Here is a 24,350-nt window from a genome sequence, read left to right as displayed (position 1 = left end):
AGCAAAGGGCTCCGGCAACAAAAGTTGTCAGTATAGAGGGTGAAAGCTCGATGAAAAGTTACGCGCGCACGAGATGCCGCAATGGCGCGCGTCACTTCGGTCCGACCGCGCTCAGCGGAACACGTAACGAAAGCGTGACCGGCTCGCCGCCGCTCGAATCGCTTTGCTCGAAATTGCCGCCATGCGCTTCCGCGACCCGTTTACAAAGCGCAAAGACCCACGCGATCCGCTTCGCTTCGCGCGGCTCGCCGGCCTGCTTGCGCGCGAATGCTTCGAGCAGATGAGGCAGCGCCGGATCGTTCAGCGCGGTTTCGTTCGAAACGTAGGTGACGGTGGCGTGCCACGCGCCGCTGTCCGCGCGCGCAGACAGCGTGACGGCCGCGCCTTCGGCGCTCGCTTCGACCGCGAACGCGAGCATGACCCACAGCGCGGCAGCGAGGCGTTCGCGGTCGCCATTGAGTTGTTCGGTGGCGAGTTGCGAGTCGACCGCGACTTCGACGCCGCGCGAACGGGCGAGGCCGGAGCGGACCTCCTCCGCAGTTTCGTCGAGCAGCGGATGCAGCGGGAACGGCGCGTATGCGAGCGCCAGCGATTTGGTCTCGGCGCGCGTCGCGTCGACGATGGTTTCCAGCAGTTTCACCTGCTGGTCAACGCCATTGCGAATACCGGTGACCGCGCGTTGCGCGTTGGGATCGTTCGCGTCGAGTTTGCGCTCGAGCACATACGCCCAGCTATGAATGGCATTCAACGGGCCGCGCAAGTCGTGCGACACCAGTGACAGCACATGATCGCGCATGAACAGTGCGGTTTCTGCCCGAAGATGGGCCGTGCGTTCGGATACGGCGAAGCCGGAAGAAGACACCGGCGATGCGCCAGCAGCGCCGGTTGAAGACGTTGTCACAATCGAGCCCTCTCAGGCAGTGCATGATGATTGAAATAGCCCCATTATAGGCACGGCGTCCGGCACGACCAGCCTGGCCGGATGGCTAATTGCCATGCTGGCGTCACGCAATCCGCGTGCCACGCGGCATTCGTCGGCAATCGTGGCCGGCAAGCCGTCAACACGCCTACAATGTCGGTTTTTACGAATTGATCAAGGAGCGACACATGTCGACTGTGACTACCGAATCCGGCCTGAAGTACGAAGACATCGTTGAAGGCAGCGGCGCTGAAGCCGTCGCGGGCAAGACCGTCAGCGTGCACTACACCGGCTGGCTGACCGACGGCCAGAAGTTCGACTCGAGCAAGGACCGCAACGACCCGTTCGCGTTCGTGCTGGGCGGCGGCATGGTCATCAAGGGCTGGGACGAAGGCGTGCAAGGCATGAAGGTCGGCGGCACCCGCAAGCTGACCATTCCGCCGCAACTCGGCTACGGCGTGCGCGGCGCGGGCGGCGTGATTCCGCCGAACGCGACGCTCGTGTTTGAAGTCGAATTGCTCGACGTTTAAGTTTTTCGCTGTTTTCGGTTTTGCGCATTGCGCTGAACTGAAGCCGAAGCTGAAGCACGCGAATGAGCCACGCTGCCGTCACTGCCCCTAGCGTTTCGCTGCGCCGTTACGGCGCGATCGAGGCGTCGGACGTGCACGACTTTCACCAGGTCGTGCTCGGGCTGGACGGCGCGATGGTGATGGCGGTAGACGGCGTCGCGCAGCAAATCGACGCCGGCTCGGCGTGGCTGATTCCGGCCGGCGCGCGGCACGACTATGCGGGTGTCGGCGAAAACCGGCAGTTGGTGCTGGATTTACCGGCTACGTCGCTGGCCGTGCCGGAACGCCTGTTCGACCGCGCACGCGCCGTGACGGTCGACACATCGCTAGCGCAACTCGTGCATCGGATCGCGGCGCACGCCACCGGCGGCGCACAGGGCGACGACCTCGACAGCCGGCGGTTTCATTGGGATGCAGCGGCCCGCCTGGGCGCTGCGTTGATCGCCGATGCGGGCACGACGGCCGGCATGCAGGCAACCGGCGCGGGGCTCGACTTTGCGCGCATTGACCTCTGGCTGCGCGCGCATCTGTCGGAGCCGTTACGTATCGCCGATCTTGCCGCGCATTGCGGCTTCGGCATGCGGCGCTTTCATCAGCTTTTTATCGACGCTTTCGGCGAAACACCGCATCGCTATTTGCAGCGGCTGCGCCTGGACACGTCGATCACGCTACTCGCAGACCCGCGTCTTTCGTTGACCGATATCGCGCTAGACATCGGTTTCGGCGATCAGAGCGCGTACACGCACGCATTCACGCGGCGTTTCGGGCTCGCGCCCGGGCAGTGGCGCGCGTTGCGTCATTGAGTCTGACGAGAGTTGGATGGCGCGAGCCGCCCGGAACAGAACGGCCCGCTTTTGTAGCTTCGATTCCTGCTTCAATGAGTGCCGGGGCCCGCTGAACCATCGGGCGCAGAAACCCGCGCCCGCCCCTACTCCGCAGATCAACCCGCCAGACCGCGCTCCAGATCGCCGCGAATATCGCCGGGATGTTCCAGACCCACGGCCAGCCGGATCAAACCTTCGCTGATACCCGCCGCTGCACGCGCTTCCGGCGTCACACGGCCGTGCGTGGTCGTGGCCGGATGCGTGATGGTCGTGCGCGTATCGCCGAGATTGCCGGTAATCGAGCAGATCTTCGTGCTGTCGATCACGCGCCATGCATTCGCGCGCATTTGCTCCGGCGTGTCGCCCTTCAATTCGAACGACAGAATCGCGCCGCCCGACTTCTGCTGACGCATCGCCAACTCATGCTGCGGATGCGACTCCAGCCCCGGATAAAACACACGATTCACGGCCGGATGCGTCTCTAACCAGCGCGCGATTTCGAGCGCATTCGCCGACTGTTTATCGACGCGCAACGACAGCGTTTCCATGCCCTTGAGCAGCACCCACGCGTTGAACGCGGACAGCGTCGGCCCGGCGCTACGCACGAACGGAAACACCTTTTCCATGATGAATTTCTTCGAGCCGACCAGCGCGCCGCCCAACACGCGGCCCTGACCATCCAGGAACTTGGTGGCCGAATGCATCACGACGTCCGCGCCGAGCTTCAGCGGCTGTTGCAGCGCCGGGCTGCAGAAGCAGTTGTCGACTACGAACACCGCGTTCGCCGCTTTCGCGATCTTGCTGATTGCGGCGATGTCGGACACTTCGGTCAGCGGATTCGACGGCGTTTCGAGGAAGAACATCTTCGTCTCGGGACGCACTGCGTTTTGCCACGCGTCCAGATCGGTCGGATCGACGAAGGTGGTCGTAATGCCGAACTTGCTGAAGATCTGCGAGAACATGCCGAGCGTCGAGCCGAACAGCGCCTGCGAGCTGACCAGATGGTCGCCGGCCTGCAACGTGGACATCACCACCGACATGATCGCGGCCATGCCCGACGCCGTCGCCATACACGCCTCGCCGCCTTCGAGCGCGGCCAGCCGGTCCTGGAACATCGACACAGTCGGGTTCGTGAAACGCGAGTAGGTGAAGTTGTCTTCGGAGTTCTTGAAGCGTTCGGCTGCGTCCGCGGCGCTCTCGAACACGAAGCTCGAGGTCAGGAAAATCGCTTCCGAGTGCTCGTTGAAGTCGCTGCGCGCTGTACCCGAGCGGATTGCCAGCGTATCGAAATTCAGGGAGTCGTCCATGTTGGTTCTGGTTTCCAATGTTCGATGGCTGCGTCCGGTGCGCCTCGGCAAACCAGGCGCGACCACGAACGGCAGCAACAAAAAAGCCCGCTTTTGCGTCGGCATAAGCGGGCTTCATGTGCGGGAAAGCTGGAGCGGAGGCGGATAATTGCGGCTTTCCCACCTTTCGCTTTAGCTGTTTCGGGTTGCCCCGCGTCCGCAAGCTGAGATCAAATCGACGCAAGCCGTCATGCTAACACGCTCGCGATGTGGCGTGCAGCGGGCCACGTCGCGAGCGGTGACGGGCGTTTAGCCCACCGACAACTGCAGATGCAGTTGCGAACGCGCCGGGGCGCCACCGTCGATCGCTTCGCTCGCTGCGTCGCGATCCGATTGCGACGAAGGTGCGAGACGCGCGGTTTCGATGCGGTCGAGGTACTCGGTCGTGATGTCGCCGGTCACGTAGTTGCCGTCGAAACACGATGCTTCGAACTCCTTCAGCGCCGGGTTCGTGTCGCGCACAGCCTGCTTCAGCGCTTCGACGTCCTGGTACACGAGGTGATCCGCGCCGATCATGCGCGCAACTTCTTCGTCCGTGCGGCCGTGGGCGACGAGTTCGCCGCGCGTCGGCATGTCGATACCGTAGACGTTCGGGAATTTCACCGGCGGCGCCGCCGACGCAAAAATCACCTTGTTCGCGCCTGCATCGCGCGCCATCTGCACGATTTCATGCGAGGTCGTGCCGCGCACGATCGAGTCGTCGACGATCAGCACGTTCTTGCCCTTGAACTCGATGCCCATTGCGTTCAGCTTCTGACGCACCGACTTCTTGCGCACTGCCTGACCCGGCATGATGAAGGTACGGCCGACGTAACGGTTCTTGAAAAAGCCTTCGCGATACTCGACGCCCAGCTTCTTCGCGACCTGCATCGCGGCCGGACGGGACGAATCGGGAATCGGCATCACAACGTCGATCGTGACGTCGGGCAGCTCGCGCTTGATCTTCTCGGCGAGGTAGTCGCCCATGCGCAGACGCACGTTGTAGACCGGCACGCCGTCGAGCACCGAGTCCGGACGCGCGAGATACACGAGTTCGAAAATGCACGGGTTCAGGCTCGGGTTCGTCGCGCATTGCTGCGAGTGCAGATTACCTTCGATGTCGATGAAAATCGCTTCGCCCGGCTCGATATCGCGCACGAATTCGAAGCCGATACCTTCGATCGCGACCGATTCCGACGCCAGAATCCATTCGACGCCTTCAGCCGTTTCCTGCTTGCCGAGGCACAGCGGACGGATACCAAACGGGTCGCGGAAGCCGAGCAGTCCGTAACCGGCGATCAGCGAAACAATCGCGTACGAACCCCGCACCCGGCGATGCACGCCCGACACCGCCTTGAACAGCGCGGCCGGATCGAGTTGCAGACCCGAACTGGACAGCTGCAATTCGTGCGCGAGCACGTTGAGCATGACTTCGGTGTCGGAATTCGTGTTGATGTGGCGGCGATCGATGCGGAACATCTCATCTTTCAGCTGCTGCCAGTTGGTCAGATTGCCGTTGTGCGCGAGGATGATGCCGAACGGCGCGTTCACGTAGAACGGCTGGGCCTCTTCTTCGCTCGATGCAGAACCGGCAGTCGGGTAACGGACCTGGCCGATACCGGTCGTGCCTGGCAAGCTGCGCATGTTGCGCGTGCGGAACACGTCGCGCACCATGCCGTTCGCCTTATGCATGTGGAAATTGCTGCCGTCCGCTGTCGCGATACCGGCGGCATCCTGACCGCGATGCTGCAGGAGCAGCAAGCTGTCATAGATCAGCTGATTGACCGGGGAGTGGGAAACTACGCCTACGATGCCGCACATGGCATGTCCTTCAAAGGTACGAAATTCGTCATGGCGTCCGGTGCCTGCGATGAGGGTCGCGAAGTCATGTGACGAAGCGCGGTGTTACGCGCGTTGTCGCATCAAGGCAGCCGGCTGCGCCGGAGTCCTGCTATGTTCCTCCGACCGCTCACCTGATCGTCACACTCGGACGTAGGCAGCAAGCGTCTCGGGAAGCAGCGGTTTCATTACGTGCACGCCCTCGACCGCATAGGGCCGAAGCAGGGCGTTGCGCCAGAAATCCTGTTCCGGGAGTTCGGTCAAGCCAGCAAGGGCGACCAGAATCAGCACCAGAATCACCCCGCGTACGAGGCCGAACATCAAACCGAGCGAGCGGTCCACGCCGCTCAAGCCGGTTGCCTGCACGATGCGGCTCAGCAGTGCATTCAGCACGCCCACTACCAGTACCACACCGATCACCACGAGCGCGAAAGCGACCAGCCACTGGGTCAACGCGCCGCCGGGCCACGTGGACGGGATATGCGGCACCACGTAACCGACAAAGCGGCAGGCAATGAAAAACGCCGCTATCCAGCCGATCAGCCCGAATATCTCAGACAAAAAACCGCGCCACGTGCCGCGCAACGCCGACAAACCGATCACCGCCATTACAGCGTAGTCGAAGGCAGTGAACATCGCTGGCTTACTGTGCCGTGCCGCTGTTCGAGCTCGACGTCAAGCCGGCCGCACGAACCTTCGCAATCGCGGCGGTGGCCGCTGCACGGTCGGCAAACGGACCGGCGCGCAACAACGTAAGCGTTGTGCCGTCAGCCTGCTTTCGATGTTCGGTATATGCGGGCACGCCCGCCGCTTTCAACCTGCTTGCCCAGTTACGCGCATTGGATTCGTCGGCGAAAGCACCCAGTTGAACCGCGAAACGGCTGCCAGGAGGCGATGCCGGCGTGCCGGAGTTCGCAATTGCGCTAGCGGCGGCTGTGTTGGTGTCCTCGTCGCCGGCGGTGGCTGCGCTTTCGGTATTACGCGCTGACGATTGCGTGGACGGCGTTCTGGCCGCCGGCTTGGCTGCCGCGACAGGCGCAGCCGGTGCGGCATTGACTGCGGTTGCCGGTGCCTGCGGTTTCGCCGCCGCTGGCTTCGTTGCTGGCGTCGAGGCCGCTGCCGTGGTGTCTGTGCCCTGCTTTGTCGAGCTCTTGCCCGAGTTCGCCGCCGTTGCCGGCGCCAGCGCGGACGCGGCGAGGCCTGCGTCAGGCGTTGGGTTGTCGGGCGCTACGCCAGCCTGCGTGTCTTCGACCGCGCGTGAGACTTTTGGCGCAGGGCGGCTGGGGATGTCGATGGAGATATCGTCTGTGACGGGCTTCGGATGCGAGTCCAACACCATCGGCAGAATGATGACGGCCGCCACGACCAGCGCGATCGCGCCAACGAGCCGGCGCCGCGCACGCTGCTTTTCCGGCAACGTGGGGTCGAGCAGCATCGCGTCTGCGTCGACGGGGCGCTCGGTGCGGCGGGTTCGCCGCTCCACGCGCTCACCACGGGCAGCCCGATTGGAACTGGTGTTTGCGCCGCGCCGGGTAGGTGCGTCGTCTTTCTTGCCGAACGAGAAAATTCCCATGAATCGCTTGGTTCGAGCCTGGCGCCCGTTCAGTGTTGCTGCGATTTACGGTAGGCCATCACGCCTGCTACCGTGTAGAAGCTGCCGAAAACCACGATTCTATCATTCTCTGACGCTCGTTTTAGCGCGTCTTGGAAAGCCTCTGCAGGTGTTGCGTAGCGCGTGACGCTGCTGTCGGCGCCGTCTTCGATACCCTGCTCGCGCAACGCCGCAGCAAGTTCTTCTGCCGATGCCGCTCGCGGAGTAGGCAGATCGGCCACGCACCAATGGTCGATTTCGCCCTTCAGATGCGTCAGCACGCCGGCGATGTCCTTATCGCGCATCGCGCCGAATACTGCGTAGGTGTACGGGAAAAAACCCATGTTGCCGAGGTTTTGCGACAACACCGCGGCGGCGTGCGGGTTGTGGCCGACGTCCAGCACGATCGCGGGTTTGCCGGGCAGCACCTGGAAACGTCCGGGCAATTCCACGTTGGCGAGACCGAGGCGGATATCCTGCGCCGACACGGGCAAACGGTCGCGCAGTGCCTCGAGCCCCGCCAATGCCGCCGACGTATTGATCAACTGATTCGCGCCGCGCAATGCCGGGTAGGCGAGTGCCGAGCGACGCATGGTCGGACCGACGTAACTCCATTGCTGGCGCTCGCTGCCCGCCTGGCCTTCGTAGCGGAAATCGCGGCCAAATAACCACAATTCGGCGCCAATTTTCTCCGCATGGTCGATCAACGATTGCGGTGGTACCGGATCGGCGCAGATCGCCGGCTTGCCCGGACGGAAAATGCCTGCTTTTTCGAACGCGATTTTCTCGCGCGTATCACCGAGATATTCCGTGTGATCGATATCGATGCTCGTGATGATCGCGCAATCCGTATCGAGGATATTCACCGCGTCGAGCCGGCCGCCTAGGCCCACCTCGAAAATCACTGCGTCCAGTCCGCGCGATGCGAACAGGCTCATGATCGCCAAGGTTGTGAATTCGAAGTAAGTCAGCGAAACCGGCTCGGCGAGGCTGAGGCGCGCAGTTTCGACCGCTTCGAAGTGCAGCAGCAGTTCGGCGTCGCTCGCCATGGTGCCGTTCACCCTCGCGCGCTCGTTAAACGTCAGCAGATGCGGCGACGTGTGGCAACCCACGGTGAAACCGGCGCGCAGCAGAATGGATTCGAGGATCGCGCACGTCGAGCCCTTGCCGTTCGTCCCGCCGACCGTGATGACCGGGCACGCGAACGACAGTTGCATCGCGTCGCGTACCTGGCTAATGCGTCCCAAACCCATGTCGATGCCGACAGGATGCGCGGATTCAAGGTGCGTGAGCCACGCGTCGAGGGAGGGGAATGTGGTCATCGAGTGAATCGCGAGTAAATCGGTTAGGCGGTGGTACGGATGAGCGCGGGGCGGCCCGGCTTTGACCCTGGAGCGACGCCTGACGCAGACTTTATGCGCACAAAGCCACGCTCAAGCTACTGGGACAACTCCGCCGCGTTGCGAGACCGTGATTATCCCGGAAATGACAGCGCGCCGCTTGATCACTCACGCGGCGCGCTATTTTTAACTACTTTTCCTGCCTGAGAGGGCCGCGCTTCAGCAGCGGACCACTGTCAATTTCCGTGCGATCGAATGTTTAAGCGACCGCGTCGGCCGGTTGATGGCTCAACAACGCCATCAATTGGGCAATCTCTTCCCGCAGCTTGCGACGGTCGACGATCATATCGACCGCACCCTTCGTCAGCAGGAACTCGGCGCGCTGGAAGCCTTCCGGCAGCTTTTCGCGAACAGTCTGCTCGATCACGCGCGGGCCGGCGAAGCCGATCAGCGCCTTCGGCTCGGCAATCACCACGTCGCCGAGGAACGCGAAACTCGCGGACACACCGCCCATCGTCGGATCGGTCAACACGGAGATGAACGGGAGCTTGGCTTCGGCGAGCTTCGTCAGCATGGCCGTGGTCTTCGCCATCTGCATCAGCGAGAGCAGGCTTTCCTGCATCCGCGCGCCGCCCGAAGCGGTGAAGCAGATAAACGGCACTTTCTGTTCGAGCGCGTTCTGTGCGCCGCGCGCAAAGCGCTCGCCGACTACCGAACCCATCGAGCCGCCCATGAACGAGAACTCGAAGCACGCCACCACCACGGGAATCGTGTGGATCGCACCGCCCATCACGACCATCGCGTCGGTTTCGTCGGTGTCGTCCATTGCTTCTTTCAGACGATCCGGGTACTTACGGCTGTCCTTGAACTTCAGCGCATCGACCGGAACGATTTCCTGGCCGATTTCGTAGCGCCCTTCCGGATCGAGCAGGCCGTCGAGCCGCTCGCGCGCACCAATCCGCATGTGATGGTCGCACTTCGGGCAAACATGCAAGTTCGCCTCGACGTCGTTGCGATACAGCACGGCTTCGCATGACGGACACTTGATCCACAAGCCTTCCGGAATCCCCTTGCGGTTCTTCGGGTCGGTTTGTTTGATTTTTGGCGGCAGCAGCTTATCGAGCCAGCTCATATTGAATCCTTCTGGGGTCAACAGTCGTGCAAACGGCGGGATAAACCCGCCGCACACACTACAGCGACAAAATAACTGTTATCGGGCAGTCGCGACGCTATCGAGCGCCTCGCGCACTTCAGCGATGAAACGCGTGAGCGTTTCGGCGGCGGTTTCGGGAGCCGCCTGTTCGAGCAATTGGACGATACGGCTGCCGATCACGACGGCATCGGACACTTCGGCCACCGAACGCGCCGTTTGCGCGTCACGAATGCCAAAACCGACGCCCACCGGCAGGGGTACGCGCGACTTGATGGCCGGGATTTTACTCGCGATGCTGGAAACGTCCAGATTTGCCGATCCGGTCACGCCTTTCAGCGACACATAGTAGACATAGCCGCTGGCGATTTTACCAACTTCGGCAATACGCTCGTCCGTCGAAGTCGGCGCAAGCAGGAAGATCGGATCGATCCCCGCAGATCGCATCTGATCAGCGAAGTTAGCACACTCTTCCGGCGGGTAATCGACAACCAGCACGCCATCGACGCCAGCATCCTGCGCGGCTTTCGCGAAGGCTTCGGCGCCCATCCGCTCGATAGGATTGGCATAACCCATCAGCACGACCGGAGTCTTGTCGTTTGTTTCACGGAATCGCTTGACGTCGGCGAGTACGTGACGCAATGACACGCCATGCGCCAAAGCGCGTTCGGACGACTGCTGAATCACCGGACCATCGGCCATCGGGTCGGAAAACGGCACACCGAGCTCGATCACATCCGCGCCGCCAGCGGCGAGCGCGTGCATGAATTCGACCGTGCGAGCTGGGTCCGGATCGCCGGCCGTCATGAACGGAATCAGGCCTTTCTTACCTTCAGCGGACAACGCGGCAAACGTGTTCTTGATACGGGACATGGAATTTTCTCGAATTTGGGCTACTGCGCGTGATTTGCGCGCGCTGACTTGAGCAGCGCTTCGCTCACTGGACTTCGGCTTGCCGGGCCGCCTTGCCTTTGGCACGGCGAGCCACGGGAGGAGCAGCGGCGGCGCTGACGCGCTCGCGCGCTATCGCGCAGTAACTTTCATTGATCTCATAGCCGACGAATTCGCGCTGATGACGGACGCAAGCGACGGCGGTAGTGCCGCTGCCCATGAACGGGTCGAGCACGCGCCCGCCCTTCGGACAACTGGACAACACCATTCGCTCGACGATTTCCAGCGGCTTCTGGGTCGGATGCGCGACGCGCTCGGCGTGTTGCCGATGCAGCCGCGATATCGACCAGAGGTCCTTTGGATTATAGCCAAGCTCCAACCACTTGCTTCCCTCAAACAACTTACGCGAACGCGCCTTCTTCGTGACTGCATCGTACGGGATGCGGACGGGATCGAGATCGAAGAAATAATCCTTCGATACCGCGAAAAAGCCGATGTTGTCGTGCACCGAAGTAAATCGGCGCACCGTTCCGCCCATGCTCGGCACGCGCCGGTCCCAGATGATCTCGTTGACCATCACGAGTTTGGTCTTCAGGAAACTGAAGATTTCCGGCGAATACTGCCAGGTGCAGAAAATGTAGAGCGAGCCGGACGGCTTGAGCTTCGGAACCGCCAGCTCGAGCCAGGCACGCGTCCATGCGAGAAAATCCTCGCCGGTGCGCATGTCGGAGTCGTTGCCGTAGTCCTTGCCCAATCCGTAAGGCGGGTCGCAGACGATCAGATCGATCGACCCGTCCGGAATGTTCGCCACATCGGTCAGAAAATCGCGGTTCAACAGCTGAATGCCGGCAGGCACCTGCGCCAGCAAAGGCGCGGGCGCCTCGGCCACCGCTACGTCGGTGGCCGGACTCGTCGTTTCAATCGCCTGCTGCGGCTCGTCGAACTCGTCACGCATCGTCGCGGCGCTCAGAACTGAATGCCCGATCGCTCGGCGACCGTATGCATGTCCTTGTCGCCACGGCCCGACAAATTGACCAGAAGGACCTTGTCCTTCGGCAGCGTCGGCGCGAGCTTCGCGGCGTACGCCAGCGCGTGACTGGACTCGAGCGCCGGAATAATGCCTTCGATGCGACAGCAGTCGTGAAACGCTTTAAGCGCTTCTTCGTCGGTGATGCTGACGTATTCAGCGCGTTTGCTGTCTTTTAGCCACGCATGCTCGGGACCCACGCCCGGGTAGTCGAGACCAGCGGACACCGAGTGCGTCTCCATGATCTGACCGTTTTCGTCCTGAAGGAGATAGGTACGGTTTCCGTGCAACACGCCAGGTGTGCCGCCAAGAAGCGACGCCGCGTGACGGCCGGTTTCAATGCCGTCACCAGCTGGCTCGACGCCGATCAACTTCACCGAAGTGTCGTCAATGTACGGGTAAAAAATACCCATTGCGTTCGAACCGCCGCCAACGCACGCGATCACGGCGTCTGGCTGACGACCCACCATTTCCGGCATCTGCACCTTGCATTCGTCACCGATCACGCGCTGGAAGTCGCGCACCATCATCGGATAAGGATGCGGACCAGCCACCGTGCCGATAATGTAGAACGTGCTTTCGACGTTCGTCACCCAGTCGCGCATGGCTTCGTTCAGCGCGTCTTTCAGCGTACGCGAGCCCGATTCGACCGGCACGACCGTGGCGCCGAGCAGCTTCATCCGGTACACGTTAGCGGCCTGACGGCGCACGTCTTCCGCGCCCATGTAGACCACGCATTCCATACCGAAACGCGCGGCAATGGTAGCTGTCGCCACGCCATGCTGACCTGCGCCCGTTTCCGCGATCACGCGCGGCTTGCCCATGCGCTTCGCCAGCAATGCCTGGCCGATCACGTTGTTGATCTTGTGGGCGCCGGTGTGGTTCAGGTCTTCGCGCTTCAGAAAAATCTGCGCGCCGCCGACCATTTCGCTCCAGCGTTTCGCGTGATAAATCGGCGACGGACGGCCGACGAAATGCTTCAACTCGCGCTCGTATTCCGCGACGAACTCAGGATCTTTCTGGAATTTCTCGTACGCTTCACGCAGCTCGGTAAGTGCGTGCACAAGCGTTTCAGCGACGAACACGCCGCCATATTGGCCGAAATGGCCTCTTTCGTCAGGCAAGTTATACATGGTGATCACTCTTATCAGTGTGGCGCCAGGTTTTCGCAGGAGGAAAACCGGCCGCCTGAATCATTCGGCGTCTGCCGCGCGCACTGCGCGTACAAACGCTGCCATCCGGGCGTGATCTTTCACGCCCTTGGCGCCCTCTACTTCGATGCCGCTCGAGACATCGACCGCGTACGGGCGCACGCGATGGATCGCATCACTGACGTTTTGCGCGTTCAACCCACCACTCAAAACGGCCCGACGCGCGAGCTCTGCTGGAATAAGTGACCAATCGAAAACCTTCCCGCCGCCGCCATAGCCTTCGACATGGGTGTCGAACAGGAGGCCGCTGGCTGCTGAATAGTTGGAAGCTGATTTTACCAAATCAGCCGGCTGAGTATCCGCCGCAACCCGCAACGCACGCAACCAAGGCAAACCCGCAACGCTGGCGAGCGCTTCGCACTGCTCCGGCGTCTCGTCGCCGTGGAACTGCAACAACGTGAGCCCGACATTGCTGACCACCTCGCTGATCCACTCCGGCGTCGCGTTGACGAACAGGCCGACCACCGACACGAACGGCGGCACATCGTGCACCAGTTCGACCGCCTGCGCGACACTCACCGAGCGCGGGCTCGGCGGATAGAACACGAGGCCGATCGCGTCGGCGCCAAGATCGATCGCGTGTGCGACATCTTCCGGCTTCGACAGCCCGCACAATTTGATTCGCGTGCGATGCGGCGCGCGCTGCTGCGGCGCGGCGGCATCGGCGGAATTCACCAGATTTTCGGTTGCTTTCATGTTTGCGCCTGCTCGGTCCATACAGTGCTCCATGGCACGCTGCCAGTCTGCGGCGCGGGCACGGCGAATTGCTCAGGATAGCCCACCTGCGCCAGATACAACCCATCCGGCATAAACGTCGGCGCGGCGCAATCACGGCTACGAGCCGCGAGCACCTCGGCCATCCATTCGGGCGGGTAATTGCCTCGTCCGATACTGACAAGGCAGCCCATCAGGTTACGCACCATATGATGCAAAAAAGCATTCGCCCTGAAGCGGAAGTGGATGAAATCGCCCTGCTGCCTGACGTCGATCTGATACAGGTGTTTGATCGGCGTTTTCGACTGACATTGCGACGAACGGAACGACGAAAAATCGTGCTCGCCGATCAGATACGCGGCGCCCGCACGCATCGCGTCGACATCGAGCGGGGTATGCACCCAGCCGGCCCGCGTCGCCAGCATCGGCGAGCGCACGGGATTGACGTAGAGCACGTAGTAATAGGTTCGCTCGAACGCCGAAAAGCGCGCGTGAAATTCATCCGGCATGGGCTTGGCCCATTGCACGGCGATCGTTTTCGGCAGGAACGCATTCGTGCCGCGAACCCACGAACTGTCGGCGCGGTCGAGTTCGGTGTCGAAATGCACGACCTGGCCGATTCCATGCACGCCCGCATCCGTGCGACCTGCCACCACCGTGCGCACGGGCGTCCGCGCGAACTCGGCCAACGCGTGTTCGAGCACGTTCTGCACGGTATTGCCGTGCGGCTGCATCTGCCAGCCGCCGAATGCCGCGCCGTCGTACTGGACGCCTAATGCAACCCGCTTCACGACAACGGGGCGAGAGTCGAGAGCAACGCGCGAGCCTCGGTGCGGGTGGCCGGATCGTTCGCCTCGATCACTTCGTTGATAAGCGTGCGCGCGCCGGACAGGTCGCCGAGTTCGATGTACTCGGAGGCCAGATCGAGCTTGTTGCGGGCGATACGGATCAGATCGGTCGGGGTGAACGCCGGCCAGGGCTGCGCCGGGCTCGGCGGCAACTCCAGATCGAAGTCGAGCTTCAGCGCGCCGAAACCGGCTGCACCGAGGCCCGCGACAGCAGCCGGGCCTGCGGTGCCGGCGGCGATTTCATCGGCGATATGGGGGGCGTCGTCCTCGCGCGGCGCGAATGCCTGTTGGGCGGTCGTTTCCGGCGACACAACCGGCTGGGTCGTCAGCGAGACGGGTGCGCGGATGTCGTCCGCCGTCGATTCGATACGCGGCGGCAGCGGCATGTCGAGGCTGCTGAAGGCATCAATGGCATCGGCCGGGAATTCGGTCGGCACCGGCGGTATCGACATGGTGGGAACCGAAGGCACCGGCACATCGCTCGCTTCGTCGGCGTCGGCGTGATTTGCGTCATTGAACGGCTGACCGGGCGGCACGATTGCATGCGGCTCGGCGTGTTGTTGCGGAAAATCGATCACAGGTGGTGGTACGTTCTGATTGTTTTGCGGCTCTGCCGATAGTTCTTGTTGTTCCGCCGACGCCCCCGGCGCCGGCTCGTCATTCCATTGCAAGCGGCGAGCGAGTTCCTCTTGCTGGATGGGTTCATCGATTGGCTCGAGTGCGGTCAGCGGCAAAGCTTCGGCGCCGAGTTCTGCCGCGGCAGCGAGGCTCGCTGCGGTGGTCGCCCCATCGATATGGTCGTGGTGATGCTCAGGTAGAGGTTCCGGGCTGAAATCGAGGTCGACCGGCGGCGGGGTAGTCGGGTTTAGCCCGGAAACCGGTTCGGCCGATGCGGGCGTCGTAGCACGCGACTCCTCCCAGACATTGCTGGACGCGGCCAGGTTGGCCTCTTGCGAGAGCGCATCAGCTTGTGACGGGTGATTTGTGGCTTCGTGCTCTGCTACTTGTTTTGCTTCGTGTTCTGCTTGCTGAGCGCGTGCGTGATCGGCTGCGGCTTGCTCTGCCGCCACGCGTTCTGCCGTGGCACGCTCGGCTGCGGCCTGTTCTGCTGCGGCTTGTTCTGTTGCCGCGCGCTCGGCCGCCGCCTGCGAGGCCGCGTGACGGGCTTCCGCCTCGCGCTCCGCAGCCTCACGCTCCGCTGTTTCCCGTTGCGCAGCCTCGCCCTCAGCCGCCTCGCGTTCAGCGGCAGCCAGCGCTGCTGCCGAGATGACGGCCGCGTCCTTGTCGTCAGATGCGTCGGACACCGACGTCTCGTCGGGAGTCGCAACGATGGCCGGCGATTCGCCCTCCCGCGCCGCCACCTCGCGATCTGCCGCCGCCGCTTGCGCCGCCGCGACGTTCTCGCGCTTACGCCGACGGATACGCAATGCCGTCAGCAGCACGACCAGCGCAGCGCCGATCGCTGCCGCGATGCTCAGATTCTGTTGCGACATCCCGCCAATATTCGACGTGGGAGCCGTCGCCGCCCCATGACCAGGCACAACCGGGGTTGCCGCGGAAGCGCCAGCCGCCGACGCCACGCCGCTAGTCGCCACCGCCCCTCCCGCCGCCGGAGCGCCGCCAATGCCGTGCTTCTGCAACTCCATGAGCACCCGGTTTTTCAGCGCGAGCAACTGCTGCAAACTGGAGACTTTCGGCTGCGATGCCGGCAGTGGAGCAGCCGACACCGGCGCGGCAGCAGTAGCCGGCGGCTGTGTCGCGGCAACGGGTTCGCTCGCTGACGGTTGAACCGACCCGGACCACGCGCGTGTGTCGCTAGCAGACACAGCGGCCGGCTGCGACCCTGCTGCCGGCGCCGACGAAATCGCACCGCTCGCAGCTGCACCCGCCTGCGCCGGGGAGCTTGCCTCAGTGGTCGCGCTTGCCGTCCCTGAAACCGTTGCGGGCGTTACAGCGCTTGCCGCGCTGCTCGCCGCCGCATTGGCCTGCGTCGCGCCAGTCGTCGCCGTAGCCGCCCCAGAAGCCGAGGCCGCCGACGAAGCCGAAGCCGCCAACGCACCCGTCGCATCCAGCGCCGGCACCGTCAACGCCGCCCCGACTCGCATCCGGCTCGGATCGTGGCTCATAAACGCATTCGGGTTCGCGTCGAACAATGCGTGCGACGCCCGCGCGAGCGTCGCCTTGTCGTGTGACTGCGTGACGGCGATCGCCACGTCATTCAGCGACTGTCCGGGCTTCACCGTGTATTGACTGCCCGCCGCATACGACACCGAAGCGGCATCGGGCGCGCTCGCGGTCGAATCCGGCGCGGCAAGCGCGTTGCCCAGCCCCGCGCCGGTTAGCGCCAAAGCCAGTGCAGCCGCAGCCGCCAGACGGCCCTTACGTCGATGAATGAACATGGCCCGAAGGGACGAGAGTCGAAGGGTCATCGGGACTCCTGCCGCGTCAGCGCGCAGCCCTTTTTTGCGATTGGAAAGAGACAAGATTTTCGGAGCACACAATGAAAAAAGCGCCGCGCAAGCGCGACGCTTCTTGAGTTTTCTACGCGTCGTGAGCGCGTAGTTTACTTTACTTGTCGAGCACAATGCGAAGCATGCGACGCAGCGGTTCCGCAGCGCCCCACAGCAGCTGATCGCCGACCGTGAATGCCGACAGATATTCACCGCCCATCGCGAGCTTACGCACGCGGCCGACCGGCACCGTCAGCGTGCCCGTGACCACAGCCGGGGACAGATCGCGCACGGTGGCTTCGCGCTCGTTCGGCACGACCTTGACCCAGTCGTTGCCCGACGCGAGGATGCTGTTCACTTCGTCCAGCGGCACGTCCTTGTTCAGCTTGATGGTCAGTGCCTGCGAGTGGCAGCGCATTGCGCCGATCCGCACGCACAGGCCGTCGACGGGGATCGAGCCCGGCGTGCCCATGGCTGGCTTACCGAGAATCTTGTTGGTTTCAGCGCCGCCCTTCCACTCTTCCTTCGACATGCCGTTGCCGAGATCCTTGTCGATCCACGGAATCAGCGAGCCGGCGAGCGGCACGCCGAAGTTGTCGGTCGGCATGCGGTCGCTGTTCATTGCAGCCAGCACGCGACGGTCGATATCGAGAATCGCCGACGACGGATCAGCCAGGTCTTCCTTGGCTGCACCGTACAGCGTGCCCATCTGTTGCAGCAGTTCGCGCATGTTCTGCGCGCCCGCGCCCGAAGCGGCCTGATACGTCATAGCCGTGATCCAGTCGACGAGGCCTTCGCGGAACAAGCCGCCGAGCGCCATCAGCATCAGGCTGACCGTGCAATTGCCGCCGATGAAATTCTTCTGGCCCTTGACCAGCGCATTCTTGATCACGTCGAGGTTGACCGGATCGAGAATGATGACCGCGTCGTCCTTCATGCGCAGCGACGAAGCCGCGTCGATCCAGTAACCGTTCCAGCCCGCTGCGCGCAGCTTCGGGAACACGTCGTTCGTGTAGTCACCACCCTGGCACGAGATGATCGCGTCGCACTTCTTCAGGTCGTCGATGCTTGTCGCATCTTTGAGCTTGGTCTCGTTTTTGGCGAACGACGGCGCGTTGCCGCCCGCGTTGCTGGTGCTGAAAAACACCGGTTCGATCAAGTCGAAATCGCCTTCCTGCTGCATGCGTTGCATCAGGACGCTGCCGACCATGCCGCGCCAACCTACGAGACCTACGTTCATGACTTCATACCCTTCGAATGGAAACTTCCCCGCATCTTTGCCCGCAGTGACCGCGCGGGGAAGATGAGCGGGCACGACGGACGATCAGCGTTTCGTGATCGTTTTCGGGGTAATCGTTTTGATGGTGGTAATGGCGAGTTCAACCGCACGGGCCGTTTTGCCGTGAAGTTTGGAAATCGAGGAGATTTTTGAGATCTGCGCCATCGTCACAATATACACGAAAACCGGGATCTGGCGACGTCGTTCGCCGCTTCAGCCCGTCGCTGTTGTCTGTTTTACGCGTAAATTGGCCTCTAAAGAGGCCAATTTACGTTTTAAAGGCCGTTGCCAGCCCTGCTTACCGTTGATGCTCCGACGCGCTTTACAGCGCCGCCACAACGGCGTCGCCCATCGCGACCGTGCCGACCTGCTTGCAACCCGGCGTGAGAATGTCGCCCGTGCGATAGCCCTGCTCAAGCACCTTCTTCACCGCGTTTTCGATGCGGTCCGCCTGCTCTGCCTTGTTCAGCGAGTAACGCAGCATCATGGCGGCCGACAGAATGGTCGCCAGCGGATTCGCCACGCCCTTGCCGGCGATATCCGGCGCGGAACCGTGCGACGGCTCGTACAAGCCCTTGTTGTTCTTGTCGAGCGAGGCCGACGGCAGCATGCCGATCGAACCCGTCAGCATCGCGGCTTCGTCGGAGAGGATGTCGCCGAACATGTTGCCGGTGACCACCACGTCGAATGCCTTGGGCGCCTTCACGAGTTGCATGGCCGCGTTGTCGACGTACATGTGCGACAACTCGACGTCCGCGTATTCCTTCGATACGTCGATCATCACGTCACGCCAGAATTGCGACGTTTCGAGCACGTTGGATTTGTCGACCGAAGTCAGCTTCTTGTCACGCTTTTGCGCGGCCTGGAACGCGACGTGCGCGATGCGGCGCACTTCGGGTTCCGAATAGCGCATCGTGTCGAAGCCTTCCTTCGAGCCCGCAAACAGGCCGTCCGGCGCTTCACGCACGCCGCGCGGCGCGCCGAAGTAAATGTCGCCGTTCAATTCGCGCACGATCAGGATGTCGAGACCCGACACGATCTCTTCCTTCAACGACGATGCACCCGTGAGTTGCGGATAACAGATAGCCGGACGGAAATTCGCGAACAGTTGCAGATGCTTGCGCAGACCCAGAATGGCCTGCTCCGGACGCAGAGCGCGTTCGAGCTTGTCGTACTTCCAGTCGCCGACTGCGCCGAACAGGATCGCATCGGCTTCTTTCGCCAGCGCCAGAGTCGCATCCGGCAGCGGGTGGCCGCTTGCTTCGTAGCCCGCGCCGCCAACCGGCGCTTCCTCGAGTTCGAACTTTTCACCGAGTACGTTCAGGACCTTGACAGCCTCCTTGACGATTTCGGGACCGATGCCGTCGCCCGGCAACACTGCGATCTTCATGCGAATTCCTTGATGATTTTCTTCGGGACTTTTCAAACGCGAGTCAGCGAACGGGCCCCGAAAGGCCCGCACACCTTTAACCGACGATGCGGTGATTCAACCACGGCTGCTTTGCCAGGCGTTCTGCTTCGAACTGACGAATCTTGTCCGCGTGACGCAGCGTGAGGCCGATGTCGTCGAAACCGTTCAGCAGACAGTACTTGCGGAAACCGGCGACTTCGAACGGATATTCAGCGCTGCCGTCGGACGTGCGCACGACTTGCGCTTCGAGGTCGACGATCAGCTGATAGCCGTTGAACGCGTACGTTTCGTTGAACAGGTGATCGACCTGTTGCTCGGTCAGCACAATCGGCAGCACGCCGTTCTTGAAGCAGTTGTTGTAGAAAATGTCGGCGAAGCTCGGCGCGATCAGCGCGCGGAAACCGTATTGCTGCAACGCCCACGGCGCGTGCTCACGCGAGCTGCCACAACCGAAGTTCTTGCGCGCCAGCAACACCGAAGCGCCCTGATAACGCGGCTGATTCAGCACGAAATCCGGATTCAGCGGGCGCTTCGAATTGTCCTGACCCGGCTCGCCGTGATCGAGATAACGCCATTCGTCGAACGCGTTCGGGCCGAACCCAGTGCGTTTGATCGACTTCAGGAACTGCTTCGGAATGATCGCGTCCGTGTCGACGTTCTCGCGATCGAGCGGCGCCACGAGGCCAGTGTGTACGATGAATTTATCCATGATTTACCCGAGCTTCCGAATATCGACGAAGTGACCTTCGATTGCCGCAGCCGCTGCCATTGCAGGGCTCACGAGGTGCGTGCGGCCACCTGCGCCTTGACGGCCTTCGAAGTTGCGATTCGACGTGGACGCGCAACGCTCGCCCGGATCGAGGCGGTCGGCGTTCATCGCGAGGCACATCGAGCAACCCGGCTCGCGCCATTCGAAACCGGCGTCGGTGAAGACCTTGTCGAGACCTTCGCGTTCGGCTTGCGCCTTCACGAGACCCGAACCCGGCACCACCATGGCCAGACGGATATTCGGTGCAACACGGCGGCCGAGCTTGCGCACGACATAAGCCGCGGCGCGAATGTCTTCGATACGCGCGTTCGTGCACGAACCGATGAAAATCTTGTCCGGCTTGATCGACTCGATCGGCGCATTCGGTTCGAGCGCCATGTACTTCAATGCACGTTCCATCGCGTCGCGCTTGACCGGATCTTTTTCGCGTTCCGGATCGGGCACGCGGCCGTCAACAGCCGTGACCATTTCCGGCGACGTGCCCCACGTGACTTGCGGCACGATTTCAGCGGCATTCAGTTCGACCACGCGATCGAAATGCGCGCCGTCGTCGGACTTGAACTGCTTCCAGTATTCGACCGCGTGATCCCACTCGACGCCTTCCGGCGAGAACGGACGGCCCTTCAGGTATTCGACCGTGGTGTCGTCCACGGCGACCATGCCGGCGCGCGCGCCTGCTTCGATCGCCATGTTGCAGACCGTCATACGGCCTTCCATCGACAGCGAACGGATGGTCGACCCGCCGAATTCGATGGCATAACCCGTACCGCCCGCCGTGCCGATCTTGCCGATGATCGCGAGCACGATGTCCTTCGCGGTACAGCCGCGCGGCAACGGACCCTCGACCTTCACCAGCATGTTCTTGCTCTTCTTCTGCAAGAGCGTTTGCGTGGCCAGCACGTGCTCGACTTCCGACGTGCCGATGCCATGCGCGAGCGCGCCGAACGCGCCGTGCGTGGACGTGTGCGAGTCGCCGCAGACGATCGTCATGCCCGGCAGCGTAGCGCCCTGCTCCGGCCCGATGATGTGCACGATGCCTTGACGCAGATCGTTCATCTTGAACTGCGTGATGCCATAGGCGTCGCAGTTCGAATCGAGCGTGTCGACTTGCAGCTTCGAGACAGGATCGGCGATACCGTGCGTGCGGTCGGTAGTCGGGACGTTGTGGTCCGACACGGCCAGGTTCGCGCTGATGCGCCACACGGGACGCTCAGCCAGCTTCAGGCCTTCGAACGCCTGCGGGCTGGTCACTTCGTGCAGCAGGTGACGGTCGATATAAAGAATCGAAGTACCGTCTTCTTCCGTGTGGATCACGTGCGTGTTCCACAATTTGTCGTAGAGAGTCTGTGCCATGGTATGCGGGGTAGTAATAGCTTTCGGGCTGACTGTGTCAGTCGATTATGCCACGCAGAACCTTGCCACGCGACCCTCCATCAGCGGAAAAACCGATAAAAAACAGGGAGTTGGGTGGTAGTGACGATACCTGTATCGATGACACCCGGAAAGAGTGAGCATACCGGCGAGTGCATGCGCCGGCATGCGGCTAATTCGTATGAAGCGCTTTGAAACAGCTGGAGCGGTTTCTATCGAACGCAACGACTCCAAGGCACTTTGGTCTCGCCCACACGCCATCTGCAATTGCGTCGGGCTCATGGATGCATGCCCGTTTGCGAGCACCCCGAAAGAGTCAGCCCGTCTCCCGCGCAAAAAACAAAACGCCCCAACGGATAAATCCCGTTGGGGCGTCTTTCAATCATCATCGGATTGCGAAACTGCTTTTGCCCGCAGCAAACTGCTGCTACGAACTAAACAACTTCCAACCGAATCAACGTTGCGCGATCGGCTTGGCTTCGCGCTGCGTGTCGCCGATGAACAGCTGACGCGGACGGCCAATCTTCTGTTCCGGATCGGCGATCATTTCGTTCCACTGCGCAATCCAGCCGACCGTACGTGCCATCGCGAAAATACACGTGAACATCGACGTCGGGATGCCCAGTGCGCGCTGCACGATGCCCGAGTAGAAGTCGACGTTCGGGTACAGCTTGCGCGACACGAAATATTCGTCTTCCAGAGCGATCTTTTCCAGTGCCATGGCGAGCTTGAACAGCGGGTCGTCGTGCAGACCCAGCTCTTCCAGCACTTCGTGGCAGGTTTCGCGCATCAGCTTCGCACGCGGATCGTAGTTCTTGTACACGCGGTGACCGAAGCCCATCAGCTTCACGCCCGAGTTCTTGTCCTTCACCTGCTTGATGAACTCAGGAATGTTGTCGACCGAGCCGATTTCTTCCAGCATGTTCAGCGCGGCTTCGTTCGCACCACCGTGCGCCGGGCCCCACAGACAGGCGATACCTGCAGCGATACACGCGAACGGGTTCGCGCCCGACGAACCGGCGAGACGCACGGTCGAGGTCGAAGCGTTCTGTTCGTGGTCTGCGTGCAGGATCAGGATGCGGTCGAGTGCGCGCACCAGCACGTCGTTGACCTTGTACTCTTCGCACGGGTTCGAGAACATCATGTGCATGAAGTTCGCGCTGTACGACAGGTCGTTCTTCGGGTACGCAAACGGCTGGCCGATGCTGTACTTGTACGCCATTGCGACCAGCGTCGGCAGCTTCGCGATCATGCGGATTGCCGACACTTCACGGTGACGCGGGTTATTGATGTCGAGCGAGTCGTGATAGAACGCCGACAGCGCGCCGACAGCAGCCACCAGAATCGCCATCGGGTGCGCGTCGCGACGGAAGCCGCGGAAGAAGAAGTGCATTTGCTCATGCACCATCGTGTGATTCGTCACGGTCTTGACGAACTCTTCCTTCTGCTTCTCGTTCGGCAGCTCGCCCTTCAGCAGCAGGTAGCAGCTTTCGAGGAAGTCTGCGTTTTCAGCGAGGTTGTCGATCGGGTAGCCGCGGTACAGCAGCTCGCCCTTGTCGCCGTCGATGTAGGTGATTGCGGAATTGCACGCCGCCGTCGACATGAAGCCCGGGTCGTACGTGAACTTGCCGGTCTGGCCGTACAGTTTGCGAATGTCGATTACGTCCGGGCCCAAAGTGCCCTTGTAAATCGGCATTTCAACGCTCGGCGAATTGTCGCTGAACGATAGCGTGGCTTTAACATCTGACGGGGTCATAGCACATCCTCAATCGAAGTATGGAAACAGGGTTTCGATAATTGCACGCCTGGAACAACAGGCTGGCGGCGCTCAAGCGTTGCGCAGCAGCTCCAGAACACGGATTACATCCGGGTCGGCAAGCTCGCCCTCCGGTTCCTTGCGCACAAGCAGCAAGTCCATCAGGTCGTTATCGCTCAGCTCGAGCAGGCGCGTAAGTGCGCCTACGTCGGCATCGCTGAGGTCATGCTCATATCGGCTGAAAAAACGTTCGAAGATCAGATCGTTTTCCAGCAGGCCCCGCCGGGCACGCCAACGAAGGCGCGCCCGGCGGAGAGGGTCGGACTGATGCGATGTTTCGTCCATCTCAGACCGCGCGGCGAACCATCAATTCCTTGATCTTGCCAATCGCCTTGGTCGGGTTCAGGCCCTTCGGGCAAACGTCGACGCAATTCATGATGGTATGGCAACGGAACAGACGGTACGGATCTTCCAGGTTGTCGAGGCGTTCACCCGTCGCTTCGTCGCGGCTGTCCGCAATGAAGCGATAGGCTTGCAGCAGGCCAGCCGGGCCGACGAACTTGTCCGGATTCCACCAGAAGCTCGGGCACGACGTCGAGCAGCTCGCGCACAGAATACATTCGTACAGGCCGTCGAGCTCGTCGCGTTCTTCCGGCGACTGCAGACGTTCCTTTTCCGGCGGCGGCGTATCGTTGATCAGGTACGGCTTGATCGAGTGATACTGGTTGAAGAAGTTCGTCATGTCGACGATCAGGTCGCGAATGACCGGCAGGCCCGGCAGCGGACGCAGCACGATCTTTTGCGGCAGATCGTTCAGGTTCGTCAGACACGCCAGACCATTCTTGCCGTTGATGTTCATTGCGTCCGAACCGCACACGCCTTCACGGCACGAGCGACGGAACGACAAGGTCTCGTCCACGGCCTTCAGCTTCAGGAGCGCGTCGAGCAGCATGCGTTCGTGCGAGTCGATGTCGATCTCGTACGTTTGCATGCGCGGTGCTGCATCCTTGTCCGGGTCGTAGCGGTAGATTTCAAATATACGCTTTGCCATTTCTGAATTCCTTTG

22 protein-coding genes are annotated in these 24,350 nt (G+C 61.9%); 2 read left to right on the top strand and 20 right to left on the bottom strand.

The features are described 5' to 3' along the window. Positions 1 to 91: 91 nt before the first annotated feature. Entirely contained in the window at positions 92 to 901 is an 810-nt protein-coding gene (locus BLS41_RS16490; protein WP_074766701.1) for a sensor histidine kinase, read from the bottom strand. A 206-nt stretch (positions 902 to 1,107) separates the two neighbouring features. Between BLS41_RS16490 and BLS41_RS16485 the strand changes: the two genes are divergently transcribed. Continuing rightward, positions 1,108 to 1,449, top strand: a complete 342-nt coding sequence (locus tag BLS41_RS16485) for an FKBP-type peptidyl-prolyl cis-trans isomerase (RefSeq protein ID WP_074770998.1) — start codon at positions 1,108 to 1,110, stop codon at positions 1,447 to 1,449. Between the two features lie 62 nt (positions 1,450 to 1,511). Next, positions 1,512 to 2,291, top strand: a complete 780-nt coding sequence (locus BLS41_RS16480; protein WP_074766699.1) for an AraC family transcriptional regulator — start codon at positions 1,512 to 1,514, stop codon at positions 2,289 to 2,291. 137 nt (positions 2,292 to 2,428) lie between these two features. Here BLS41_RS16480 and BLS41_RS16475 read toward each other — a convergent pair whose 3' ends face one another. From BLS41_RS16475 to BLS41_RS16385, 19 genes are all read right to left on the bottom strand, one after another. Then, a complete protein-coding gene (locus BLS41_RS16475) occupies positions 2,429 to 3,619 on the bottom strand; it encodes an O-succinylhomoserine sulfhydrylase (protein WP_074770997.1) in 1,191 nt (396 codons plus the stop codon). Between the two features lie 288 nt (positions 3,620 to 3,907). Continuing rightward, entirely contained in the window at positions 3,908 to 5,458 is a 1,551-nt protein-coding gene (gene purF / locus BLS41_RS16470) for an amidophosphoribosyltransferase (protein WP_074766697.1), read from the bottom strand. Positions 5,459 to 5,617: 159 nt separating this feature from the next. Then, positions 5,618 to 6,112: a CvpA family protein gene (locus tag BLS41_RS16465; RefSeq protein WP_074766695.1), complete on the bottom strand. Its 495-nt coding sequence runs from the start codon at positions 6,110 to 6,112 to the stop codon at positions 5,618 to 5,620. A gap of 7 nt (positions 6,113 to 6,119) precedes the next feature. Beyond that, a complete protein-coding gene (locus tag BLS41_RS16460; RefSeq protein ID WP_074766692.1) occupies positions 6,120 to 7,049 on the bottom strand; it encodes an SPOR domain-containing protein in 930 nt (309 codons plus the stop codon). A gap of 29 nt (positions 7,050 to 7,078) precedes the next feature. Beyond that, entirely contained in the window at positions 7,079 to 8,389 is a 1,311-nt protein-coding gene (gene folC / locus BLS41_RS16455) for a bifunctional tetrahydrofolate synthase/dihydrofolate synthase (protein WP_074766690.1), read from the bottom strand. A gap of 277 nt (positions 8,390 to 8,666) precedes the next feature. Further along, a complete protein-coding gene (accD, locus tag BLS41_RS16450) occupies positions 8,667 to 9,539 on the bottom strand; it encodes an acetyl-CoA carboxylase, carboxyltransferase subunit beta (protein WP_074766688.1) in 873 nt (290 codons plus the stop codon). Between the two features lie 78 nt (positions 9,540 to 9,617). Continuing rightward, entirely contained in the window at positions 9,618 to 10,430 is an 813-nt protein-coding gene (trpA, locus tag BLS41_RS16445) for a tryptophan synthase subunit alpha (RefSeq protein ID WP_074766686.1), read from the bottom strand. A gap of 64 nt (positions 10,431 to 10,494) precedes the next feature. Beyond that, entirely contained in the window at positions 10,495 to 11,403 is a 909-nt protein-coding gene (locus tag BLS41_RS16440; RefSeq protein ID WP_074766684.1) for a DNA-methyltransferase, read from the bottom strand. Positions 11,404 to 11,414: 11 nt separating this feature from the next. Further along, positions 11,415 to 12,608 (bottom strand): tryptophan synthase subunit beta, encoded by a 1,194-nt coding sequence (gene trpB / locus BLS41_RS16435; protein ID WP_074766682.1) that lies wholly within the window; start codon positions 12,606 to 12,608, stop codon positions 11,415 to 11,417. A gap of 60 nt (positions 12,609 to 12,668) precedes the next feature. After that, a complete protein-coding gene (locus BLS41_RS16430) occupies positions 12,669 to 13,382 on the bottom strand; it encodes a phosphoribosylanthranilate isomerase (protein WP_074766680.1) in 714 nt (237 codons plus the stop codon). Further along, on the bottom strand, positions 13,379 to 14,191 hold the full coding sequence (gene truA / locus BLS41_RS16425; protein WP_074766678.1) for a tRNA pseudouridine(38-40) synthase TruA: 813 nt from the start codon (positions 14,189 to 14,191) through the stop codon (positions 13,379 to 13,381). The genes BLS41_RS16430 and truA overlap by 4 nt, the downstream gene beginning before the upstream one ends. Then, positions 14,188 to 16,677: a motility hub landmark protein FimV gene (locus BLS41_RS16420; RefSeq protein WP_083379995.1), complete on the bottom strand. Its 2,490-nt coding sequence runs from the start codon at positions 16,675 to 16,677 to the stop codon at positions 14,188 to 14,190. Before BLS41_RS16420 ends, truA begins: the two co-directional genes overlap by 4 nt. A 139-nt stretch (positions 16,678 to 16,816) precedes the next feature. Continuing rightward, positions 16,817 to 17,938: an aspartate-semialdehyde dehydrogenase gene (gene asd / locus BLS41_RS16415; protein ID WP_074766674.1), complete on the bottom strand. Its 1,122-nt coding sequence runs from the start codon at positions 17,936 to 17,938 to the stop codon at positions 16,817 to 16,819. A gap of 361 nt (positions 17,939 to 18,299) precedes the next feature. After that, entirely contained in the window at positions 18,300 to 19,367 is a 1,068-nt protein-coding gene (gene leuB / locus BLS41_RS16410) for a 3-isopropylmalate dehydrogenase (RefSeq protein WP_074766672.1), read from the bottom strand. A gap of 76 nt (positions 19,368 to 19,443) precedes the next feature. After that, positions 19,444 to 20,097, bottom strand: coding sequence for a 3-isopropylmalate dehydratase small subunit (leuD, locus tag BLS41_RS16405; protein WP_074766670.1), 654 nt, complete (start codon positions 20,095 to 20,097; stop codon positions 19,444 to 19,446). A gap of 3 nt (positions 20,098 to 20,100) precedes the next feature. Next, complete coding sequence (leuC, locus tag BLS41_RS16400; RefSeq protein WP_074766668.1) at positions 20,101 to 21,510, bottom strand: 3-isopropylmalate dehydratase large subunit; 1,410 nt, start codon at positions 21,508 to 21,510, stop codon at positions 20,101 to 20,103. Between the two features lie 472 nt (positions 21,511 to 21,982). Further along, a complete protein-coding gene (gene gltA / locus BLS41_RS16395) occupies positions 21,983 to 23,284 on the bottom strand; it encodes a citrate synthase (protein WP_074766666.1) in 1,302 nt (433 codons plus the stop codon). 72 nt (positions 23,285 to 23,356) lie between these two features. Next, positions 23,357 to 23,629, bottom strand: a complete 273-nt coding sequence (locus BLS41_RS16390) for an FAD assembly factor SdhE (RefSeq protein WP_074766664.1) — start codon at positions 23,627 to 23,629, stop codon at positions 23,357 to 23,359. A 1-nt stretch (position 23,630) separates the two neighbouring features. Next, positions 23,631 to 24,335, bottom strand: a complete 705-nt coding sequence (locus BLS41_RS16385; protein WP_074766662.1) for a succinate dehydrogenase iron-sulfur subunit — start codon at positions 24,333 to 24,335, stop codon at positions 23,631 to 23,633. Positions 24,336 to 24,350 lie beyond the last annotated feature (15 nt).

The sequence above is a fragment of the Paraburkholderia fungorum genome (assembly GCF_900099835.1).
GTDB classification, from domain to species: Bacteria; Pseudomonadota; Gammaproteobacteria; order Burkholderiales; family Burkholderiaceae; genus Paraburkholderia; species Paraburkholderia fungorum_A.
Note: the sequence above shows the minus strand (reverse complement) of the source record. Positions and strands in the feature narration are given on the sequence as shown.

Bases quoted from the DNA above. Each gene is read 5' to 3' on its own strand.
- BLS41_RS16430 (WP_074766680.1), bottom strand. From the start codon at position 13,382: ATGAAAGCAACCGAAAATCTGGTGAATTCCGCCGATGCCGCCGCGCCG.
- BLS41_RS16440 (WP_074766684.1), bottom strand. From the start codon at position 11,403: ATGCGTGACGAGTTCGACGAGCCGCAGCAGGCGATTGAAACGACGAGT.
- BLS41_RS16465 (WP_074766695.1), bottom strand. From the start codon at position 6,112: ATGTTCACTGCCTTCGACTACGCTGTAATGGCGGTGATCGGTTTGTCG.
- trpB (WP_074766682.1), bottom strand. From the start codon at position 12,608: ATGTATAACTTGCCTGACGAAAGAGGCCATTTCGGCCAATATGGCGGC.
- accD (WP_074766688.1), bottom strand. From the start codon at position 9,539: ATGAGCTGGCTCGATAAGCTGCTGCCGCCAAAAATCAAACAAACCGAC.
- asd (WP_074766674.1), bottom strand. From the start codon at position 17,938: ATGAACGTAGGTCTCGTAGGTTGGCGCGGCATGGTCGGCAGCGTCCTG.
- BLS41_RS16485 (WP_074770998.1), top strand. From the start codon at position 1,108: ATGTCGACTGTGACTACCGAATCCGGCCTGAAGTACGAAGACATCGTT.
- BLS41_RS16390 (WP_074766664.1), bottom strand. From the start codon at position 23,629: ATGGACGAAACATCGCATCAGTCCGACCCTCTCCGCCGGGCGCGCCTT.
- BLS41_RS16385 (WP_074766662.1), bottom strand. From the start codon at position 24,335: ATGGCAAAGCGTATATTTGAAATCTACCGCTACGACCCGGACAAGGAT.
- folC (WP_074766690.1), bottom strand. From the start codon at position 8,389: ATGACCACATTCCCCTCCCTCGACGCGTGGCTCACGCACCTTGAATCC.
- BLS41_RS16460 (WP_074766692.1), bottom strand. From the start codon at position 7,049: ATGGGAATTTTCTCGTTCGGCAAGAAAGACGACGCACCTACCCGGCGC.
- leuB (WP_074766672.1), bottom strand. From the start codon at position 19,367: ATGAAGATCGCAGTGTTGCCGGGCGACGGCATCGGTCCCGAAATCGTC.
- BLS41_RS16420 (WP_083379995.1), bottom strand. From the start codon at position 16,677: ATGACCCTTCGACTCTCGTCCCTTCGGGCCATGTTCATTCATCGACGT.
- trpA (WP_074766686.1), bottom strand. From the start codon at position 10,430: ATGTCCCGTATCAAGAACACGTTTGCCGCGTTGTCCGCTGAAGGTAAG.
- leuC (WP_074766668.1), bottom strand. From the start codon at position 21,510: ATGGCACAGACTCTCTACGACAAATTGTGGAACACGCACGTGATCCAC.
- leuD (WP_074766670.1), bottom strand. From the start codon at position 20,097: ATGGATAAATTCATCGTACACACTGGCCTCGTGGCGCCGCTCGATCGC.
- gltA (WP_074766666.1), bottom strand. From the start codon at position 23,284: ATGACCCCGTCAGATGTTAAAGCCACGCTATCGTTCAGCGACAATTCG.
- BLS41_RS16480 (WP_074766699.1), top strand. From the start codon at position 1,512: ATGAGCCACGCTGCCGTCACTGCCCCTAGCGTTTCGCTGCGCCGTTAC.
- BLS41_RS16475 (WP_074770997.1), bottom strand. From the start codon at position 3,619: ATGGACGACTCCCTGAATTTCGATACGCTGGCAATCCGCTCGGGTACA.
- purF (WP_074766697.1), bottom strand. From the start codon at position 5,458: ATGTGCGGCATCGTAGGCGTAGTTTCCCACTCCCCGGTCAATCAGCTG.